Annotated in this window: 15 protein-coding genes; 13 read left to right on the top strand and 2 right to left on the bottom strand. The window is 61.5% G+C overall.

All coding sequences use genetic code 11. The features are described from left to right. The first annotated feature begins 227 nt into the window (after nt 1–227). Entirely contained in the window at nt 228–1,607 is a 1,380-nt protein-coding gene (locus KBW81_RS18765; RefSeq protein ID WP_302059197.1) for a WecB/TagA/CpsF family glycosyltransferase, read from the top strand. Nucleotides 1,608–1,699: 92 nt separating this feature from the next. Here KBW81_RS18765 and KBW81_RS11045 read toward each other — a convergent pair whose 3' ends face one another. After that, entirely contained in the window at nt 1,700–2,887 is a 1,188-nt protein-coding gene (locus tag KBW81_RS11045) for a polysaccharide biosynthesis/export family protein (RefSeq protein ID WP_254249050.1), read from the bottom strand. 240 nt (nt 2,888–3,127) lie between these two features. On the opposite strand from KBW81_RS11045, the gene KBW81_RS11040 reads away from it, so the two are divergent. From KBW81_RS11040 to KBW81_RS11025, 4 genes are read left to right on the top strand one after another with little or no spacing between them, the layout of a single operon-like run. Continuing rightward, a complete protein-coding gene (locus KBW81_RS11040) occupies nt 3,128–4,363 on the top strand; it encodes an oligosaccharide flippase family protein (RefSeq protein ID WP_254247210.1) in 1,236 nt (411 codons plus the stop codon). A gap of 6 nt (nt 4,364–4,369) precedes the next feature. Continuing rightward, the gene (locus KBW81_RS11035; protein ID WP_254247209.1) at nt 4,370–5,290 is read left to right on the top strand and encodes a glycosyltransferase; all 921 of its coding nucleotides are present in this window, start codon (nt 4,370–4,372) and stop codon (nt 5,288–5,290) included. A 20-nt stretch (nt 5,291–5,310) separates the two neighbouring features. Beyond that, the gene (locus tag KBW81_RS11030; RefSeq protein ID WP_254247208.1) at nt 5,311–6,291 is read left to right on the top strand and encodes a glycosyltransferase family 2 protein; all 981 of its coding nucleotides are present in this window, start codon (nt 5,311–5,313) and stop codon (nt 6,289–6,291) included. Next, entirely contained in the window at nt 6,288–7,322 is a 1,035-nt protein-coding gene (locus KBW81_RS11025; RefSeq protein WP_254247207.1) for a glycosyltransferase family 4 protein, read from the top strand. Before KBW81_RS11030 ends, KBW81_RS11025 begins: the two co-directional genes overlap by 4 nt. A 219-nt stretch (nt 7,323–7,541) precedes the next feature. On the opposite strand, the gene KBW81_RS11020 is transcribed toward KBW81_RS11025, so the two are convergent. Then, nucleotides 7,542–8,096, bottom strand: coding sequence for a hypothetical protein (locus tag KBW81_RS11020; RefSeq protein WP_254247206.1), 555 nt, complete (start codon nt 8,094–8,096; stop codon nt 7,542–7,544). A 1,033-nt stretch (nt 8,097–9,129) separates the two neighbouring features. Here KBW81_RS11020 and KBW81_RS11015 point away from each other — a divergent pair. The 8 genes from KBW81_RS11015 to KBW81_RS10980 are packed head-to-tail and all read left to right on the top strand — an operon-like array spanning nt 9,130 to nt 17,029. Beyond that, nucleotides 9,130–10,674, top strand: coding sequence for an ABC transporter substrate-binding protein (locus KBW81_RS11015; protein ID WP_254247205.1), 1,545 nt, complete (start codon nt 9,130–9,132; stop codon nt 10,672–10,674). 42 nt (nt 10,675–10,716) lie between these two features. After that, nucleotides 10,717–11,670, top strand: a complete 954-nt coding sequence (locus KBW81_RS11010) for an ABC transporter permease (RefSeq protein ID WP_090189248.1) — start codon at nt 10,717–10,719, stop codon at nt 11,668–11,670. Further along, complete coding sequence (locus KBW81_RS11005) at nt 11,667–12,560, top strand: ABC transporter permease (RefSeq protein WP_090189249.1); 894 nt, start codon at nt 11,667–11,669, stop codon at nt 12,558–12,560. Before KBW81_RS11010 ends, KBW81_RS11005 begins: the two co-directional genes overlap by 4 nt. Beyond that, nucleotides 12,547–13,590, top strand: coding sequence for an ABC transporter ATP-binding protein (locus KBW81_RS11000; protein ID WP_254247204.1), 1,044 nt, complete (start codon nt 12,547–12,549; stop codon nt 13,588–13,590). Before KBW81_RS11005 ends, KBW81_RS11000 begins: the two co-directional genes overlap by 14 nt. Beyond that, nucleotides 13,587–14,558 (top strand): ABC transporter ATP-binding protein, encoded by a 972-nt coding sequence (locus KBW81_RS10995; RefSeq protein ID WP_254247203.1) that lies wholly within the window; start codon nt 13,587–13,589, stop codon nt 14,556–14,558. Before KBW81_RS11000 ends, KBW81_RS10995 begins: the two co-directional genes overlap by 4 nt. Further along, nucleotides 14,555–15,016, top strand: a complete 462-nt coding sequence (locus KBW81_RS10990; RefSeq protein ID WP_254247202.1) for a RidA family protein — start codon at nt 14,555–14,557, stop codon at nt 15,014–15,016. The genes KBW81_RS10995 and KBW81_RS10990 overlap by 4 nt, the downstream gene beginning before the upstream one ends. Further along, nucleotides 15,013–16,131 (top strand): diaminopropionate ammonia-lyase, encoded by a 1,119-nt coding sequence (locus KBW81_RS10985; protein WP_254247201.1) that lies wholly within the window; start codon nt 15,013–15,015, stop codon nt 16,129–16,131. The genes KBW81_RS10990 and KBW81_RS10985 overlap by 4 nt, the downstream gene beginning before the upstream one ends. Next, the gene (locus KBW81_RS10980; RefSeq protein WP_254247200.1) at nt 16,124–17,029 is read left to right on the top strand and encodes an N-carbamoyl-D-amino-acid hydrolase; all 906 of its coding nucleotides are present in this window, start codon (nt 16,124–16,126) and stop codon (nt 17,027–17,029) included. Before KBW81_RS10985 ends, KBW81_RS10980 begins: the two co-directional genes overlap by 8 nt. Nucleotides 17,030–17,035 lie beyond the last annotated feature (6 nt).

Genomic DNA, 17,035 nt, shown 5'->3' with positions numbered 1-17,035 from the left:
TCAAAGGTTCCACATTCGGGCGTGCGGGCATTCGGGGCCTGATTTCCGGAAAATTTAACGCGCATTCTACTCAAAAAGTATATGCGCGTTAACCATTGGCACAGGACAGCATCACCGCATGGCTGTCGCAGTATCCTCTGCCCAGCGAATCTACCCGGTCGTTCCGTTGCACCAAACCCCTATTTTCATTGATCTGATGGCAACCGAACTGAATACCGGATGCCCAGATGAAACATGCAACTTTCGACTTCGATGCCAATGTCACAGCCTTTGCCGGTGCCCAGACCTATCTTCCGGCGCTTGATCTATCGCTTGTTGATAGCACCCTTCAGGGTGCAGTCGATGCGTTGCTTCTGCCCGGCAAGCGCAAGGCGTTTTTCATCAATGCGCATTGCTGCAACGTGATGCACCGGGACCGGGCCTATATGAAAGCGGTGCGCTGCGCCGACGTGCTGTTGCCAGATGGGATCGGCGTGGAATTGGCGGGCAGGATGACCGGACAGCGCCTTGCCGGCAACCTGAACGGCACGGACCTGATCCCCGCACTGCTGGCGCAGGCGGCGAAGGCTGGCAAGTCGGTCTATCTATTCGGGGGCACGCCGGGGACAGCGGACGCTGCGGCGGCCACCCTGATCCAGCGCATTCCAGATCTGCAGGTCGCGGGTACCCGCGACGGGTTCGCAGGTGCGCAGAACACCGACGCCGTCATCGCTGATATCAATGCCAGCGGCGCACACATTGTGCTGGTCGCCCTTGGCGTGCCGCTGCAGGAAAACTGGATCGACAAACACGCCCACAAACTGGACGCGCAGTTGGTGACGGGTGTCGGCGCGGCACTGGATTTTCTGGCTGGCAATGTCAGCCGTGCGCCCGTTTGGGTGCGCCGCGCCCGGTCCGAATGGATCTGGCGTCTGGCGCAGGAACCGCGCCGCCTTGCACGTCGCTACCTTGCGGGCAATCTGACCTTTCTGGCGCGCGCAGGTATGGCAACATTGCGCCGTGTGTCAGCGGCAAGCGCGATGCGCAGGACGCTTGATGTCACAGTCGCAGGCGCCGCCTGTGTGGCGCTTGCCCCGGTTCTGGCGCTAACGGCGATCGCGATCAAGGCAGACTCGCCTGGGCCGGTGCTGTTCAAGCAGACCCGCATTGGACATAACAGCCAGCCCTTCACGATATTCAAGTTCCGGTCGATGGTGCAGGACGCCAAGGCGCGCCGTGCGGCCCTTTTGGCCACGTCTGACCGCGACGGCATCTGCTTTAAATCCAAATCCGATCCGCGCATTACAAAGGTTGGCAAGGTGATCCGGCGTCTGTCCATCGACGAGCTGCCGCAAATCCTGAACGTTCTGCGCGGGGACATGGCAATCGTTGGTCCGCGCCCTGCGCTGCCGGACGAAGTCGCGGCCTATCCGGCCCGCGCGATGCAGCGTTTGTCCGTAAAGCAGGGCATCACTGGGATGTGGCAAGTTTCTGGTCGTGCCGATATCGCATTCGACGAGATGATCGATATGGACCTGACCTATGCCCGGTCGCGGACCATCATGCTTGACCTGACGCTGATCGCCCGCACATTCCGCGCCGTTCTGTCGGGGCGCGGCGCCCACTAACTGACTGGTCACAAAGTGGCAAAGCAGGCAGCCCTAGGGCTGCCTGTTTGCGTTTGCAGATAGCAGCCAATCACCACATGCCCGCGACGTGTTTACCTTGCCAGCAGGGTCGCGGCCCCCAAAACGCCGAAGATCCGACCGATCTCTGCTATATTTGTGACCGTGCTATCGTAACAGGCCAGCGCATCGCCGGGCAGCAAGTAGGGGTCGTAATCGTCCCGGTCGGCGCGGCGCAGCAAATCTTCGATATCGCGTTCAATCACGGCGGACACGCCGGTGATCGGGTTGCGGGTGAACAGCACCGATGATCGGTCCGCGCTTGTGCTACGCGGCCCGCCGACACAGTTCGCGTCGATCACCGCCTGCAGGTAACGCGTGCCGTATGGCACCTCTCGGACGGTTTGGCCGATGGCAGATGACGCGTTATTGGTCGCGGGCTGGGTCAGGTTCGACAGGAACAGGCTGACGCCCGGCGGGCTGATCGGGCTGGGCCGCATCAGGTCTTCTTGGAAACACTGGCGGCTTGGGACGCGGATTTCGTCGCCGCTTAGCAGCATGATGTCGACGGCATTCTGCCCTTCGAATACGCCGCGCATGTCCAGCCGGTACAGCGCACCGCCGCGCCGCACTTCAACTGCGGATATGTCGGCATCAGGCCGCACGCCGCCGACAGCGCGCAGGGCGGCGGATAGGTTGCGCCCTTCGGTCGAGGCACCAAGGGCCGTTTGACGCACGACATCAAGGCGATCGCCCATCACGCCGCCAATTTCCACCGCATGTGGTTCGAACACAGCGCCCGATACGGCCACGTTGACAGAGGCGAAATCCGTCACGCGGACCGACAGCTGCGGTGTATCGGCGTAGAAATCCTTGGAGTGCAGGCCGCGCAGGATGTCTGCCTCTACCTCGGATGTAGATCGGCCCTGCGCTTGGATCGGGTCAAGGAACGGCAGTTTCAACGTCCCGTCGCGTGACACGACGTAGGATCCGCTAAATGTCGGATCGTCGCCAACACGCACATCAAGAAGGTCGTTCCGGGTCAGCCGTTCGCCCTGCAGGATGGAAGCGGCCATCGTGCTGCCTTTGCCAAGACTTGCGCCAGCCGCGTCGACGCCGCCCAAGGGCAGACACTTTTGCGCGTTCAGCGGCTCTGACCGCAGGTACATTGCATTCTGGCGGGTCACGGCAGGGTCGCGATACTGGGCCTGATAGGCATCGCCTTTGGCCACCGCCTCGATGTTGTCGGGCGTGTCGTAAGCGGTACAGGCCGGCGTCAACATCAGGACTGACAGGGCGCAGGATAGGTGGAGTGAATGGGCCAATGCGAACCTCTGCTATCTGTCGTTGTAAGTAGCCTATGCCGATTCAACGTGACGGTCCAAGGGGCAGCTGGATCAAGCCCTATCCGGACGGGTAGGATGTTGCCCTTTTGCGCGTGTCCGCTGGCCTGAGGGGGCGGGGACAGACGGGGTAGGGTGCCTTTAAAGTTTGTTTACCGCAATCACCGGGACAACTGAAACATGCAGGCGACGTCACGATCCAAGGACCTGATCGGCAATCTGATGGCCTACGGCGCATCCGAAGTCGCGGCCAAGGCGTCGCGCCTGATCGTTGTCATCGCCGTCGCCCGGACGCTGGACTTGACGCAGATCGGTGTCGCCGCAACGGCGATGGCGGCTGGCGACATCCTGAAATCGCTGACGCAAAACGGTGTCGGCCAACGGATCATCGCCGCGCGCGACGACGCGCTAGAGGCTGTCTGCGCCACCGCACACCGGATCTTTTGGGGGTGGAGCATCGGATTGTTCGCTGTGCAGACCGCCATCGCCGCCGGCTTCTGGCTGTCGGGCGGCAGCGTGACGCTGTCGATGCTGGTTTTCCTGCTCGGTGCTGAATACCTGTTCATGCCGGCAGGTCTGGTTCAAGGCGCGCTTGCGATGCGGGCAGGCAAGCTGCGCCGCACCGCATCCATCGCGGGGGCGCAGGTCGTGGGGGCGAACCTGATGTCTGTGCTGCTGGTGCTTGTCTGGCCGTCAGCGCTTGCGCTGATCCTGCCGCGGCTGCTGTCCGCGCCGATCTGGTTGATCGCCATGCGCCGCCTGCACCCTTGGACCCGCGACGCCGCCGCAGGCTTTGCCCCGCTGCGCCCCTTCGTCGATTACGGATGGGCTGTGCTGGGGGTGGAGCTGGTCAAGGCGCTGCGGATGCAGGCTGACAAGCTGATCGTCGGCCTTTTGATGGGATCAAAGGCGCTGGGCCTATATTTCATGGCCTTCAACGCGGGTCTTGGCCTGTCGAACGCCTTTACCGTCGCCTTTGCCACGGTCCTGTTTCCGCATCTGACCCAGACCGCCAACCGCAATGCGGCTTTGCGCGGCAGCTTTCTGATCGGTGTTGGCGTGATCGGTCCGGTGGTGGTCCTGCAAGCACTGGCAGCCCCCTATTACATCCCGGTCCTGCTGGGCGAGAGTTGGGCCGAGATCGGTGACATCGTATCGATCCTTTGCCTTGTGGCGATCCCCACGACGCTTTGGACCGCCGCCGCTGGCTGGCTGCGGGCCAACAACCGGCCGCAGGTTGAACTGGCTGTGACCGTGGCGCTGGCCGCCGGCGTCATTGCCAATACGGTTTTGCTTGCCCCGCTAGGCCTGACCGTCGTCGCCACCGGCTATGCCATCACCACGACGACCATCTTCGTCGCCGCCTCGCTTCCTGCGATCCGCGCCGCCTTTTTCCCCCGTCCAGCACAGGTTTAATCCAAAATGAAATTCACAGTTGTCATTCCTTGCTACAACGCCGCTGCGACACTGCTGGACACGCTGTCCAGCATCACATCCCAGACCCACCCGGCGTTGCAGGTGATCTGCGTTGACGATGGATCCAAGGACGCGACCCGTGCCATCTTGCGCGCAGTGTCCGCGCAAGATGCGCGCGTCACGCTGGTCCGCAATCGCGGCAAAGGGCCATCCGATGCCCGCAATCACGGCGCATCATTTGCGGCACCCGGCGATGTCATCGCCTTCTGCGACGCCGACGACATCTGGTCGCGGGCGAAGCTGGCACAGCTGGCCGTCGTCTTGGCCGACCCGTCGATTGATGCCGCCTTCGGTCAGGTCGCCTTTTTCAAAGGCGCACCAGCAAGCGCATCGTCGTTTTCAACCGTGCCGCAAGGGCCGCTGACCATCCCGATGCTGCTGGGCGAAAACCCTGTCTGCACCATGTCAAACATCGCAATCCGGCAGGACGTTTTCGCAGCATCTGGCGGTTTCGACACAAGGATCGTGCACAACGAGGATCTGGAATGGCTGATCCGCGTGGTCGGAGCAGGGGCCAACATCGTCGGCACCCCCCAGCGCCAGACATGGTATCGGGCCAGCACCGGCGGACTATCCTCTGACCTTTCTGCGATGGCGGAAGGACGCGATATGGCGCTGCAGACGGCGGCCGAATTTGGCTATGCGCCGGACCGCGCCGCCGAGGCGGTGCATCAGCGTTACCTTGCCCGCCGGGCCCTGCGCCTTGACCAAGGGCGCATCAAACCGCTGCGCTATACACTGCGCGGTTTGCTCTTCAGTCCCAAAGCATTCTTTTCGACGCCCCGCCGTGGGGTGCTGACGCTGCTTGGGGCCTGCGGCGCGCTGATGATGCCGCGCAGGCTGTCCCGCCGCCTTTTTGCGCGCTGAGTTTTTAAAGGAGATCGATCATGCCCCGTGTCACCATCGTCGTCCCTGCCTATAATACCGCCCGGACCCTTGCGGGCACGTTGTCTGCCTTACTGGACCAGACCTTTCGCGATTTCGAGATCGTCGTTGTCGACGACGGGTCCAGCGACGCGACAGCCGCCATCGCGACATCCTTTCAGGGTGATCTGCGTGTTCGCCTGATCCAGCAGCCCAACCACGGCCTTGCGGGGGCCCGCAACACGGGTATCGCGGCCGCGAAGGGTGATCTTATCGGGTTCTGCGATGCCGATGACCTGTGGGAGCCGTGGAAGCTGCATGCGCATGTCCGGCACCTGGACGCGTCACCGCTTGTCGGCGTCAGCTACGCAGGCTCTGCCTTGATCGATGACGATGGCAGGTTTTTGAAACAGGCGCAGCACCCGCGCCTGACCGGGGTCGACGCGGCGCATATCCTTAAGCGCAATCCTATCGGGAATGGGTCAGCGCCGGTCATCCGTCGCGCGGTGTTTGACGCCATCGCTTATCGCCCGGCGTTCCAGATCGCGCGTGACTGGTACTTTGACGAAACCTTCCGGCAATCCGAAGACATCGAATGCTGGGTGCGGATCGCGCTGACGACCAACTGGCGGTTCGAAGGCGTGCCCGGCCTGCTGACCCGCTACCGCATCAGCGCTGGCGGCTTGTCCGCCGCGACCGATCGCCAGTTGGCCGCGTGGGAGGCGATGATCGCCAAGCTGACGCCCCTTGATCCAGCAATGATGACCCGTCTTGCCCCGGCGGCACGCGCCTACCAACTGCGCTATCTTGCGCGGCGTGCGGTCAGCGACGGTGACGGTGTGCGCGCGTGGCGGATGATCACCGACGCACTGCGCCAGTCCTGGATTCCGCTGGTCGAAGAGCCGATCAAGACCGTCACCACGGCGGTCGCAGCCCTTGCCCTGCGGCTGGGCGGGCGGGCTGTGATGGCATCGCTGCTGACACTAAAGGCGCACAAACCATGACCCGCCGTCCCACCGTGCTGCACCTTGTCGATGACACCAACGCTGGCGGTGTGATGCGCGTCGTCGATTTCCTCGTGACCTCTGGCGACCTGCAGGCGCAGGCCCGGCATGTCACGCAGCAGGTCGCCCGTGGCCGCATCCGGCCCGCGCGTCTAAAAGCGGACGTCATCGTCTCTCATCTTACCTTAAACTGGCGCGGCATGCCGGGGCTGGCTGCATTGCGCGCCGTCAATCTGCGCACCCCGATGATCCACGTCGAACACAGTTATACGGCTGGGTTTGTGACGCATAATGTTTCCTCCCCCGGGCGTTTCCTTGCGATGCTGCGGCTTGGGTTTACCAACTTCGACAAGGTCGTCGCTGTCAGCGCCGCGCAGGCGAAATGGATCGACGAAAATGCCCTGTGCCCCGCTGACAAAATCACGGTCATTCCATCCTGCGTTGATCTGCAAGCCTTTCGCGCCGTCCCTGGTCACGCTGGCCCGGTTCGGGTGTTTGGCGCGATTGGGCGCCTTGATCGGCAAAAAGGGTTCGACACCCTCATCGCTGCTTTCCGCACGCTATCAAGTCCAGACATGGCCCTGCACATCTACGGTCAAGGTGATGAAGAGGCGTCACTGCGCCGTCTTGCGTTAGATGATCCGCGCATACATTTCAAAGGCTTCTCTGCCGCGCCGACCCTTGCTTTCGCGGCCGTCGATGCGGTGATCATGCCGTCCCGCTGGGAGGCTTACGGCCTTGTGGCCATCGAAGCGTTGAGTGCGGGCAGATCTGTGATTTGCGCCGATGTGGACGGGTTGAACGATCACGCCGCCCACGGTGGAATGGTCGTGCCGCTTGGCACAAAGAGCGAGATTTGCCACGCGCTGTCGCGTGTTATGACGCGGGGGACCGGCCTTGTGGCGCAAAACCGGTCTGTGCGTGTGCTCGAGGATGCATTCCTTCAATCTTGGAGCGACCTGATAGCGCATCAAGGCGCGTCACACCGGTGGTCCGCAAGGGGGCCAGGGCTACAGCCGTCTCAAAGCTGACTTCGGTGGCAAGCTGAGTGAGAGTCTGCTGTGCGGACTAAGCAGGCCTTCCTGACAAGTTCGCCAAGGTCAGCACTGAGTACGTTCAAAAACGTTGGTTTCTGAACGTACTATGCAAACGGGAAGGGCGGGCTGGTAGCCGTTTATGTCTGTGGTCCATGAGACCCCGGGTGCGCTTTCAAATTACTGGGACGCATTGATTCAGAAGCGCGCTAACCGTCAAAGTGGTTTGATCGAAAAGCTCTCAACATCTGCAAATGTCATGTTTGGAATGTAGAACTGCGTCCCACCACCCGGAAGCTTTTTGCTGCCCCTCGCCTCGATGGCACTGTTGCGTTTACTTTGACCCCCGCTAGAGCGATCCATTCCTTTGAAGCCGCCGAACCAACCATAGACCGGGTTAGCCAGAACGATCTCGAGGATATACTCGAGCGAATTCCACTCTTCCTTGATCACTGACGTCAGACGCCCCCATTCACGGGCGGAAACCCCATTTGCTTCGGCCATCTTGAGCTTTTGCACGAGGCCGCCATCGTGCTTGTACGGAAGTGATGACGTCCACCAAGGGCTCATCGCGAAATCCGCAGGCGGCGGGTCGTTCGGGCTGACACTGGGATAGCTGTTGAATTTGTAGACCTTCATACCCTTAGGCAGCAGGTCCTTGGTCGGCGGACCGAACATAAGCTGGAATGCTTCCGATACAGTTGCGCCAGATGCCGGATCGGTGACAATCGCACCAACCTGCGCCCAATTCAGTTCTTCATTTAATGGCATTTTGTACAGAATCCTTGCTTATCTGAACCTATAAGAGCGCCGCGGCTAAAAAGCGGAGCATCCATCCAGACCCAACCGATATTCCCTAGGTCGCCAGCTTACCGGTTGACGTTGCTCTTGTTTCACAAAGCGATCAAGTCTTTGTTACCCGCTGTGCGGTGGTTTGGACTTCAGACCCCTACTTTATAATCGCCTGCGGTCATGTGATGTTGTCCGCCACTTAAGAAACGCGAGCGGATGGGGTGGATTTAAAATACGGTGCCCGCGTTTATGGCGGCTTCAAAATCCCTCGTGTGTGGAATGGTCAAAAATCTTATCGTTTCACGCGGCCACGAACCCGTTCAGGACTCAGACAGTTTTTGAACGTTTTGGCTCACAGTTGAACGCAGCGATGCATGCGCCGCGCAGCCTCAAAACAAAGGGCTCGCGCCAGCCGTTCGCTACGGACCTCACGAACGTCCGGCATAGGCCCCAGGTGACGCGCCGAGGGGATGTACACCTCGATTATGTCTCAGGTCGTTTTGAAGCAGCGGCATCAGGGCGCCAATGACCGTGGCTTAAACTCACGAACAGCCTGCAACGCGGACCACGCTTTGCTTTGCAATTTGTACAGCCAAGGCGCGCAGCGCTGCGATATTCTAAGTTTCGCGGTCCCTGTCGTTGCAGTCAGCGAATGACATTTAGCGACCTGTCCCGCTACCCCGCACTACCGAAAATAGGTGCGGACAAATTCAGATCATCACGGGGCCAGAGGTCAGGCTAGGGCAAGCAGCCCGCTAATGTGCCTCTATCCTTTCGAACTGACCTCAAATCTATCATCGCACCCGCACAGGCGCTGCAAATTTAAGCATGGCAGAATCCCTGACTGATTTCGCGCAACCTTTCTGCACGCCGGTTTGACAGGGCAGATGATTAATCGCCGGTTGGTCCCCAGCGGCAGGGTTGCCTGTCACGCCACGCACATTCGGGGAACACACGTATGATACATCGGATCAAAACCAGACTTCTCAGCTCGGCCGTCGGACTTGCGCTTATGGCGCTTCCGGCTTGGGCCGACGGCACCTTGCGGATCGGCATGACGGCCTCTGACATTCCGCTCACGACCGGCCAGACCGACCAAGGGGGCGAGGGGATGCGCTTCATGGGGTATACGGTGTATGACGCGCTGATTAACTGGGACCTGACCTCTGCCGACAAACCGTCGGGTTTGATCCCGGGCCTTGCGACGGAATGGACCGTTGGCGAGGATCAGCTGACATGGACCTTTAAGATCCGTGAAGGTGTTAAATTTCACGACGGGTCTGACTTTACGGCAGACGATGTCGTGTGGAACTTTGACAAGCTGCTGGATGATACGTCCGAACAATACGACCCGCGCCAGTCCGCGCAGGGTAAATCGCGTATTCCGGCTGTCGCCAGCTACCGCGCTGTTGATCCGCAAACGCTAGAAATCGTCACCAACGTGCCTGACGCAACGCTGCCTTACCAGTTGGCGTGGATCCTGATGTCGTCCCCTGCCCAGTGGGAAGCGCTTGGCAAAAGCTGGGATGCCTTTGCCGAAGACCCCTCTGGCACTGGACCTTGGATCATGGACAGCTTTGTGCCGCGCGAACGGGCAGAGCTGCTGCCGAACGCGGCCTATTGGGACGACACCCGCGTGCCGCAACTGGACAAGATGATCCTGATCCCGCTGCCTGAACCCAACGCCCGGTCTGCCGCGCTGATGTCCGGTCAGGTCGACTGGATCGAGGCACCGGCCCCCGACATGATCCCCGCCTTGCAAGGCAACGGATTCGAAATCGTGTCCAACACCCTGCCGCATAACTGGACGTGGCACCTGTCCCGCGTCGAAGGCTCGCCTTGGAATGACATCAACGTGCGCAAGGCGGCCAACCTGGCCATCGACCGCGAAGGCATGTCGGTGCTGCTGGGCGGCATGATGGTCCCGGCAGAAGGCTTCTTGCCGCCCGGCTCGCAATGGTTTGGCACGCCGGATTTCAAGGTCACCTATGACATCGAGGCCGCCAAGGCGCTGATGGAGGAATCCGGCTATGGCCCCGACAACCGCCTGACGGTCAAGGCGCTGATCTCTCCGTCCGGGTCTGGTCAGATGCTGCCGCTGCCGATGAACGAGTTCATTCAGCAAAACCTTGCAGAGGTCTGGATCGACGTGGAATTCGAGGTCGTCGAGTGGAACACGATGATCAACATCTGGCGTGCTGGCGCGGCTGACGACAGCAGCCAAGGTGCCCAGTCGATCAACTTTACCTACTTCATTCAGGACCCGTTCACCGGTCTGATCCGGCACCTGTCTTGCGACCTGATTGCCCCCAATGGCACCAACTGGGGCCACTACTGCGATCCGGAAATGGAAGAGCTGATCAAGCAGATTCGCACCACCTTTGATCCCGAAGAGCAGACTAAAGTCCTGCAAAAGACGCATGAGAAGTACGTCAATGACGCGCTGTTCCTGATGGTCACGCACGACGTGGCACCGCGTGCGATGAACGCAAATGTCAAAGGCTTTGTGCAGGCGCAGAACTGGTACCAGAACTTCAGCTCGATCACGATGGAGTAGAAAGGGCAGGGGCGGCCACAGCGCCGCCCCGTCCGATATATCATGTTTACATATCTTCTGCGCCGCCTCGTTTACGTGATCCCTGTCGCCCTTGGCGTCAGCCTGATCTGTTTTCTTCTTGTTCACATTGCCCCGGGCGATCCGCTGGTCGCGGTCATGCCCATCGATGCCACAGCCGAGCAAGAGGCTGAAATGCGCGCCGTCTACGGCTTTGATAAACCGCTGCCTGTGCAGTTCGGTATCTGGCTGGGAAATGCGGTGCAGGGTGATCTGGGCCGGTCCATCGCCACCGGCCGCGCCGTCGCACCAGAGGTGACGCGCGCTGTCGGCAACACTCTGCTACTGGCCGCCGCCGCCAGCGTGATCGGCTTTCCGCTTGGTATCTTCTTTGGTTTCATGGCGGGCTATCTGCGCGATACGGTCTGGGACCGGATCATCACTGCCACCGCCATCGCCGGGGTATCAACGCCGAATTATTGGCTGGGGATGGTGCTGGTCATCATCTTTTCAATCACCTTGCCGTGGCTGCCGTCTATGGGTGCGGGGCCGGGTGGATCGTCTGATTGGACATGGGATTGGCTGCATATGCGCCACCTTGTCCTGCCCGCGATCACCTTGGCCGTGGTTCCGATGGGGATCGTCATGCGCACGACGCGGGCGCTGGTGTCGGACATTCTGGATCAGGATTTCGTGCAGGCGCTTTATGCCAAAGGCATGACGAATAGCGGCGTGCTGCGCCACGTTGCCCGCAACGCCGCCCCAACGGCGCTGTCCGTCATCGGTCTGCAACTGGGCTATCTGCTGGGCGGGTCTATCCTGATCGAGACTGTCTTTAACTGGCCCGGCTCCGGCTATCTGCTATCGGTCGCGATCCTGCAACGGGATTTGCCGATGCTGCAGGGCACGATCCTTGTGCTGGCGATGTTTTTTGTCACGCTGAACCTACTGGTGGATATCGCCCAATCCATGATTGACCCAAGGATTTCGCGCGCATGACCTATACCGCAACCTCCACATCCACTGCGCTAGAGGTGCCAGCCGCCCCAACCGTCGGGTATTGGGCCGGGGTCTGGCGCCGTTTGCGCCGCGATCCTGTGTCGCTGATCTGTGCGGCGATCCTGCTGGCGCTGATCTTTTGCGCCATCTTTGCGCCTTGGCTCGGCTTTGCTGATCCATACACCGGATCAATGATCGCGCGCCTGAAACCCATCGGGACGCCGGGGCATATCCTTGGCACGGACGAGCTTGGCCGCGATATGCTGGCCCGGCTGATCTATGGCGGACGGCTGACGCTGTTCCTTGGCATCACGCCTGTCGTTGCAGCCTTTGTGATTGGCACCTCGCTTGGTCTGATCGCGGGCTATGTCGGCGGCTGGGTCAATTCGATGATCATGCGCGTGACGGATATCTTCTTTGCCTTCCCGTCTGTGCTGCTGGCCATCGCGATCTCTGGTGCGCTGGGGGCGGGGGTGGTGAATTCGCTTGTGTCGCTGACCATCGTCTTCATCCCGCCGATCACCCGCGTCGCCGAAAGCGTCACCGCATCCGTGCGCAAGCTGGACTACGTCGATGCGGCGCGCGCCAGCGGGGCGGGCAACTTTACCATCGTGCGGGTGCAGGTGCTGGGCAATGTGCTGGGGCCGATCTTTGTCTACGCTACCAGCCTGACCAGCGTGTGCATGATCATTTCCGCTGGCCTGTCGTTCCTTGGCCTTGGCGTCAAACCGCCAGAGCCAGAGTGGGGTCTGATGCTCAATACCCTGCGTACGGCAATCTACATCAATCCATGGGTGGCGGCGTTGCCGGGCATGATGATCTTCATCACGTCCCTTTGCCTGAACCTGCTCAGCGACGGTCTAAGGAGCGCGATGAATGTCCGCCAATAACACCATCACGACAGCCCCGTCATTGGCGGACATCGGCGGCCCGCGTCAGCCCTTGATCACCGCCAAGGACCTGACCTGCCACTTTCCGGTCCGCGCCGGAATACTGGCCCCGAAAAAGGTGGTCCGCGCCGTCGATGGCATCGATTTTACCATCGCAAAAGGAGAGACCCTTGGCGTCGTCGGCGAGTCCGGTTGCGGCAAGTCGACAACCGCCCGCTTGCTGATCGGTCTGGTGCCGATCACGGGCGGCAAGATCATCTATGACGGGCAAGAGCTGAACGCGGACCTTAGCCTGCGCGATCTGCGGCGCGGCGTGCAGATGGTGTTTCAGGACAGCTTTGCATCGCTTAACCCGCGCATGACGATCGAGGAAACGATTGCCTTCGGCCCCAAGGTGAACGGCGTGCCGCAGGCCGAGGCGTTGGCGATTGCCCGCGATCTGCTGGACCGGATCGGCCTTGATCCCGCGCGGTTTGCGGGGCGTTACCCGCACGAGCTGTCCGGCGGCCAGCGGCAGCGGGTCAATATCGGGCGCGCCCTTGCGATGCGGCCCCGGCTGTTGATCCTAGATGAAGCCGTGTCCGCGCTGGATAAATCGGTCGAAGCGCAGGTACTGAACCTGCTTGAAGACCTGCGGCGCGATTTTGATCTGACTTATATGTTCATCAGCCACGACCTGAACGTGGTCCGCTTCATCTCTGACCGGTTGATGGTGATGTATCTGGGCGAGGTGGTCGAGGTTGGCCCCGCAGAGGCGCTGTATCACAAGCAGGCGCATCCTTATACGGCAGCGCTATTTTCCGCGATGCCGTCAATGGACCCGGACGCGCGCACGCAGGTGCCGCCCTTGGCTGGTGATCCGCCCAATCCCATTGATCCGCCCTCTGGTTGCCGGTTTCACACCCGCTGCCCGCTGGTCAAATCGGTGTGCAGCAGTCTAAAGCCCCGCGCCATCACGCTGAATGAGGGGCATCAGGTGGCTTGCCACATCCATGATCCCGCGTCCGGGTATGAAGAGGTCGCAGCATGAGCGCGCTTGTCGAAATCGAGGACCTGACCGTCCGCTTTAGCGGCGAACGTACGGTTCATGCGCTGAACGGCGTCAGCCTGTCGGTGGAAAAGGGCGAAGTCGTCGCCCTGCTGGGGGAAAGCGGATCGGGCAAAAGCGTCACGCTGAAATCCTTGATGCAGCTTTTGCCCGGCAAGCGCACCAAGATTGGCGGTAAGATCGCCTTTGACGGCCGCGATGTGCTGAAACTCAAGGGCCGAGAGCTGGCGAACTTTCGCGGGCCAGAGGTCGCGATGATCTTTCAGGACCCGTCGCTGGCGCTGGACCCGGTCTATGCCATCGGCACCCAGATCGCCGAAACCGTCATGCGCCACGAGGGGCTATCCCGCCCCGACGCCAATGCGCGCGCCCTTGATATGCTTAAGCGGGTGCGCATTCCCTCGCCGGAACGGCGGCTGTCGAACTACCCGCACGAGATGTCGGGCGGCATGCGGCAGCGGGCGATGATCGCGCTTGCGCTGGCCTGCGGCCCGCGCCTGCTGTTGGCGGACGAGCCGACGACAGCGCTGGATGCCACGGTGCAGATGCAGGTGCTGCTGCTCCTGCGAGAATTGCAGCAGGAAATGGGCATGTCGGTGATTTTCGTCACCCATGACATTGGCGTCGCGGTTGAAATCGCGGACCGGGTGGCGGTGATGTATGCGGGCACCATTGTTGAAACCGGCACCATCGCCGAAATCATCAAAGATCCTCGTCACCCCTACACAAAGGGACTTTTGGCCGCGAACCTGCACGGCGCGGTCAAGGGCGCGCGCCTTGATGCCATCCCCGGCGCGCCGCCCACACTCGAAGAACCACCAACAAGCTGCCCCTTTGCCCCCCGGTGTCCGGTGGCCATGGCGGCTTGTCGCGCTGCCCGCCCGCCGCTGATCAGCAAAGGACCGGGCCGCGCCGTCGCATGTATATTAGAGGCAGAGAGCGTCCTATGAGTGAGATTGAAAAAAAACTGGCAGACATGGGTCTGGAACTGCCGCCCGATTGTCCGTCGCGGGCCAGCTATCTGAAATACCGCACGTGGAACGGTCTGTTGTTCCTGTCGGGGCAGATTTGCGAATGGAACGGCACGCCCAAATGGCTGGGCCCGATCACGCCCGAAACGTCGATGGAGGAAAGCCGCAAAGCCGCGCAGTTGTGTGCCCTGAACCTGCTGTTCTGCACCAAAGAGGCGCTAGGCTCGCTGGACCGCGTCAGCGCCGTGCTGCGCGTCGGCGGCTTTGTGAATGCGGGGCCGACCTATAAAACCGGACCTGCGGTCATCGACGGCGCGTCGCGGCTGTTCATTGACCTGTTCGGGGATGCGGGCCAGCATGCACGCACGGCTGTCTGCGTATCAAGCCTGCCCGAAAACGCCGCGGTCGAGGTGGACGCCGTGCTGGCCTATACATGAGGCTGGTGCCCAACGCGCTGGCGCAGCGCAGCGCGCCTTGGACGCAGGTGCAAGACGCGATCCTGTCCGATGCGGCGCTAAGGGCGGCGCGACAGGTGGTGTCATCATGGGATGGCTATGCGCCCACGCCGCTGCACGTTTTGCCGGGGTTGGCCGCGCAGGCGGGGATCGCGTCGCTGCACATTAAGGATGAAAGCGGCCGCTTTGGCATCGGCAGTTTCAAGGCGCTGGGCGGGGCCTATGCCGTGGCGCAGGTGCTTGCGCAGCACCCCAGCCCGGCTGACATCGTCGTGACCTGCGCCACCGACGGCAACCACGGCCGGTCCGTCGCATGGAGCGCGCAGCGCTTTGGCTGCCGCGCTGTGATCTTTATCCACGAAACGGTATCGCAGGGCCGGGCCGATGCGATTGCCAGTTTCGGGGCCGAGGTCCGGCGCGTGCCAGGGGGCTATGACGACAGCGTGCGCAGCGCCGCCGATGTCGCGGCGCGCGAAGGCTGGCACGTGGTGTCCGACACCTCTTGGCCCGGCTATACCGACGTGCCGCGCAACGTCATGCAAGGCTACGAGATTATGGCCGCCGAGGCCTTTGACGCGCTGCCCGCGCCGCCGACCCATATCTTTATCCAGACGGGCGTTGGCGGCGTTGCGGCTGCGGTCGCCGGTTTGGCAAAACGTCGCTGGGGCGATGCGCGGCCTTGTATCATCCTTGCCGACCCAACCGGTGCAGCGTGCTGGGCCGACAGCTTTTCCGCAGGAAAGCCGACTGTTGCGCAGGGCACTGTCGACACCCTGCAGGCTGGACTGGCGTGTGGAGAGGTCTCTGAACTGGCTTGGGACATCCTGAAGGACCACGGGGATTTCGCCATCACCGTGCCCGATCATCTGGTCGGCCCGATGATGCGCCAACTGGCCGCCCCCGCGAACGGCGATCCCGCGATAGAGGCGGGGGAATCTGCCGTGGCCGGCTTGGTCGCCTGTCTGTCTGCAGACGGCGCAATGCGGCATGCGATCGGCCTTGGCCCCGCGTCAAGTGTGCTGACCTTTGCGACCGAGGGCGCGACTGATCCCGCGCTGTACCGGTCCATCATCGCGGGGGATGATTTGCATGCGTAACCTGATCGCCGCCGTCGCCCAGATGGGGCCAATCGCACGGGACGCGCCGCGCAGCAGCGCGGTCGCGCGCATGTGTACGATGATGACCGACGCGGCGGACCGCGGTGCATCGCTGGTCGTCTTTCCCGAATTGGCGCTGACAACCTTCTTTCCGCGCTGGCATCTGGAAGGTGCCGATTTGGATCAGTGGTTTGAAACAGCGATGCCGAACGCGGCCACGCAGCCGCTGTTCGATTTGTCGGCCAAGCTGAATGTGGCCTTCCACCTTGGCTATGCCGAACTGACGCCGCAGGGGCAGCGATTTAATACGGCAATCATGGTCGAGGCGGGCCAGATCGTCGGAAAATACCGCAAAATCCACCTGCCGGGTCATCAAGAACCAGAGCCGTGGCGTCCGTTTCAGCACCTTGAAAAGCGGTATTTTGAAACCGGCGATCTGGGCTTTTCAGTCTTTGACGCACTTGGCGGCAAGGCGGGGATGTGTATTTGCAACGACCGGCGCTGGCTGGAAACATGGCGGATGCTGGGCCTGCAGGGTGCGGAACTGGTGGCGCTTGGCTACAACACGCCGCTGCATTATCCGCCCGCGCCGGAACATGATCACCTGCAGTATTTCCACAACGCCCTGTCGATACAGGCGGGCTGCTATCAAAACGGCCTTTGGGCGCTGGCGGCGGCCAAGGCCGGGCACGAGGAAGGCTGCGATCTGATCGGCGGCAGCATGATTGTCGCCCCGACCGGCGAAATCGTGGCGCAGGCCCTTGGGGTCGGGGACGAGGTGATCACCGCCCGCATCGACCTTGATCGCTGCGCCGAGATACGCCGCAATATCTTTGATCTGGCCAAGCACCGAGAGCCGCAGACCTATGGCCTTCTGACTGCGCCCAAGGCGGGGTGAGCGGGC

The organism is Loktanella salsilacus (assembly GCF_024206795.1).
Lineage (GTDB): Bacteria > Pseudomonadota > Alphaproteobacteria > Rhodobacterales > Rhodobacteraceae > Loktanella > Loktanella salsilacus.
Note: the sequence above shows the minus strand (reverse complement) of the source record. Positions and strands in the feature narration are given on the sequence as shown.

Coding starts and splice junctions, on each gene's coding strand:
- KBW81_RS10985 (WP_254247201.1), top strand. CDS start 15,013: ATGAGGCTGGTGCCCAACGCGCTGGCGCAGCGCAGCGCGCCTTGGACG.
- KBW81_RS11040 (WP_254247210.1), top strand. CDS start 3,128: ATGCAGGCGACGTCACGATCCAAGGACCTGATCGGCAATCTGATGGCC.
- KBW81_RS11025 (WP_254247207.1), top strand. CDS start 6,288: ATGACCCGCCGTCCCACCGTGCTGCACCTTGTCGATGACACCAACGCT.
- KBW81_RS10995 (WP_254247203.1), top strand. CDS start 13,587: ATGAGCGCGCTTGTCGAAATCGAGGACCTGACCGTCCGCTTTAGCGGC.
- KBW81_RS11020 (WP_254247206.1), bottom strand. CDS start 8,096: ATGCCATTAAATGAAGAACTGAATTGGGCGCAGGTTGGTGCGATTGTC.
- KBW81_RS10990 (WP_254247202.1), top strand. CDS start 14,555: ATGAGTGAGATTGAAAAAAAACTGGCAGACATGGGTCTGGAACTGCCG.
- KBW81_RS11035 (WP_254247209.1), top strand. CDS start 4,370: ATGAAATTCACAGTTGTCATTCCTTGCTACAACGCCGCTGCGACACTG.
- KBW81_RS11010 (WP_090189248.1), top strand. CDS start 10,717: ATGTTTACATATCTTCTGCGCCGCCTCGTTTACGTGATCCCTGTCGCC.
- KBW81_RS11000 (WP_254247204.1), top strand. CDS start 12,547: ATGTCCGCCAATAACACCATCACGACAGCCCCGTCATTGGCGGACATC.
- KBW81_RS10980 (WP_254247200.1), top strand. CDS start 16,124: ATGCGTAACCTGATCGCCGCCGTCGCCCAGATGGGGCCAATCGCACGG.
- KBW81_RS18765 (WP_302059197.1), top strand. CDS start 228: ATGAAACATGCAACTTTCGACTTCGATGCCAATGTCACAGCCTTTGCC.
- KBW81_RS11005 (WP_090189249.1), top strand. CDS start 11,667: ATGACCTATACCGCAACCTCCACATCCACTGCGCTAGAGGTGCCAGCC.
- KBW81_RS11015 (WP_254247205.1), top strand. CDS start 9,130: ATGGCGCTTCCGGCTTGGGCCGACGGCACCTTGCGGATCGGCATGACG.
- KBW81_RS11045 (WP_254249050.1), bottom strand. CDS start 2,887: ATGTTGACGCCGGCCTGTACCGCTTACGACACGCCCGACAACATCGAG.
- KBW81_RS11030 (WP_254247208.1), top strand. CDS start 5,311: ATGCCCCGTGTCACCATCGTCGTCCCTGCCTATAATACCGCCCGGACC.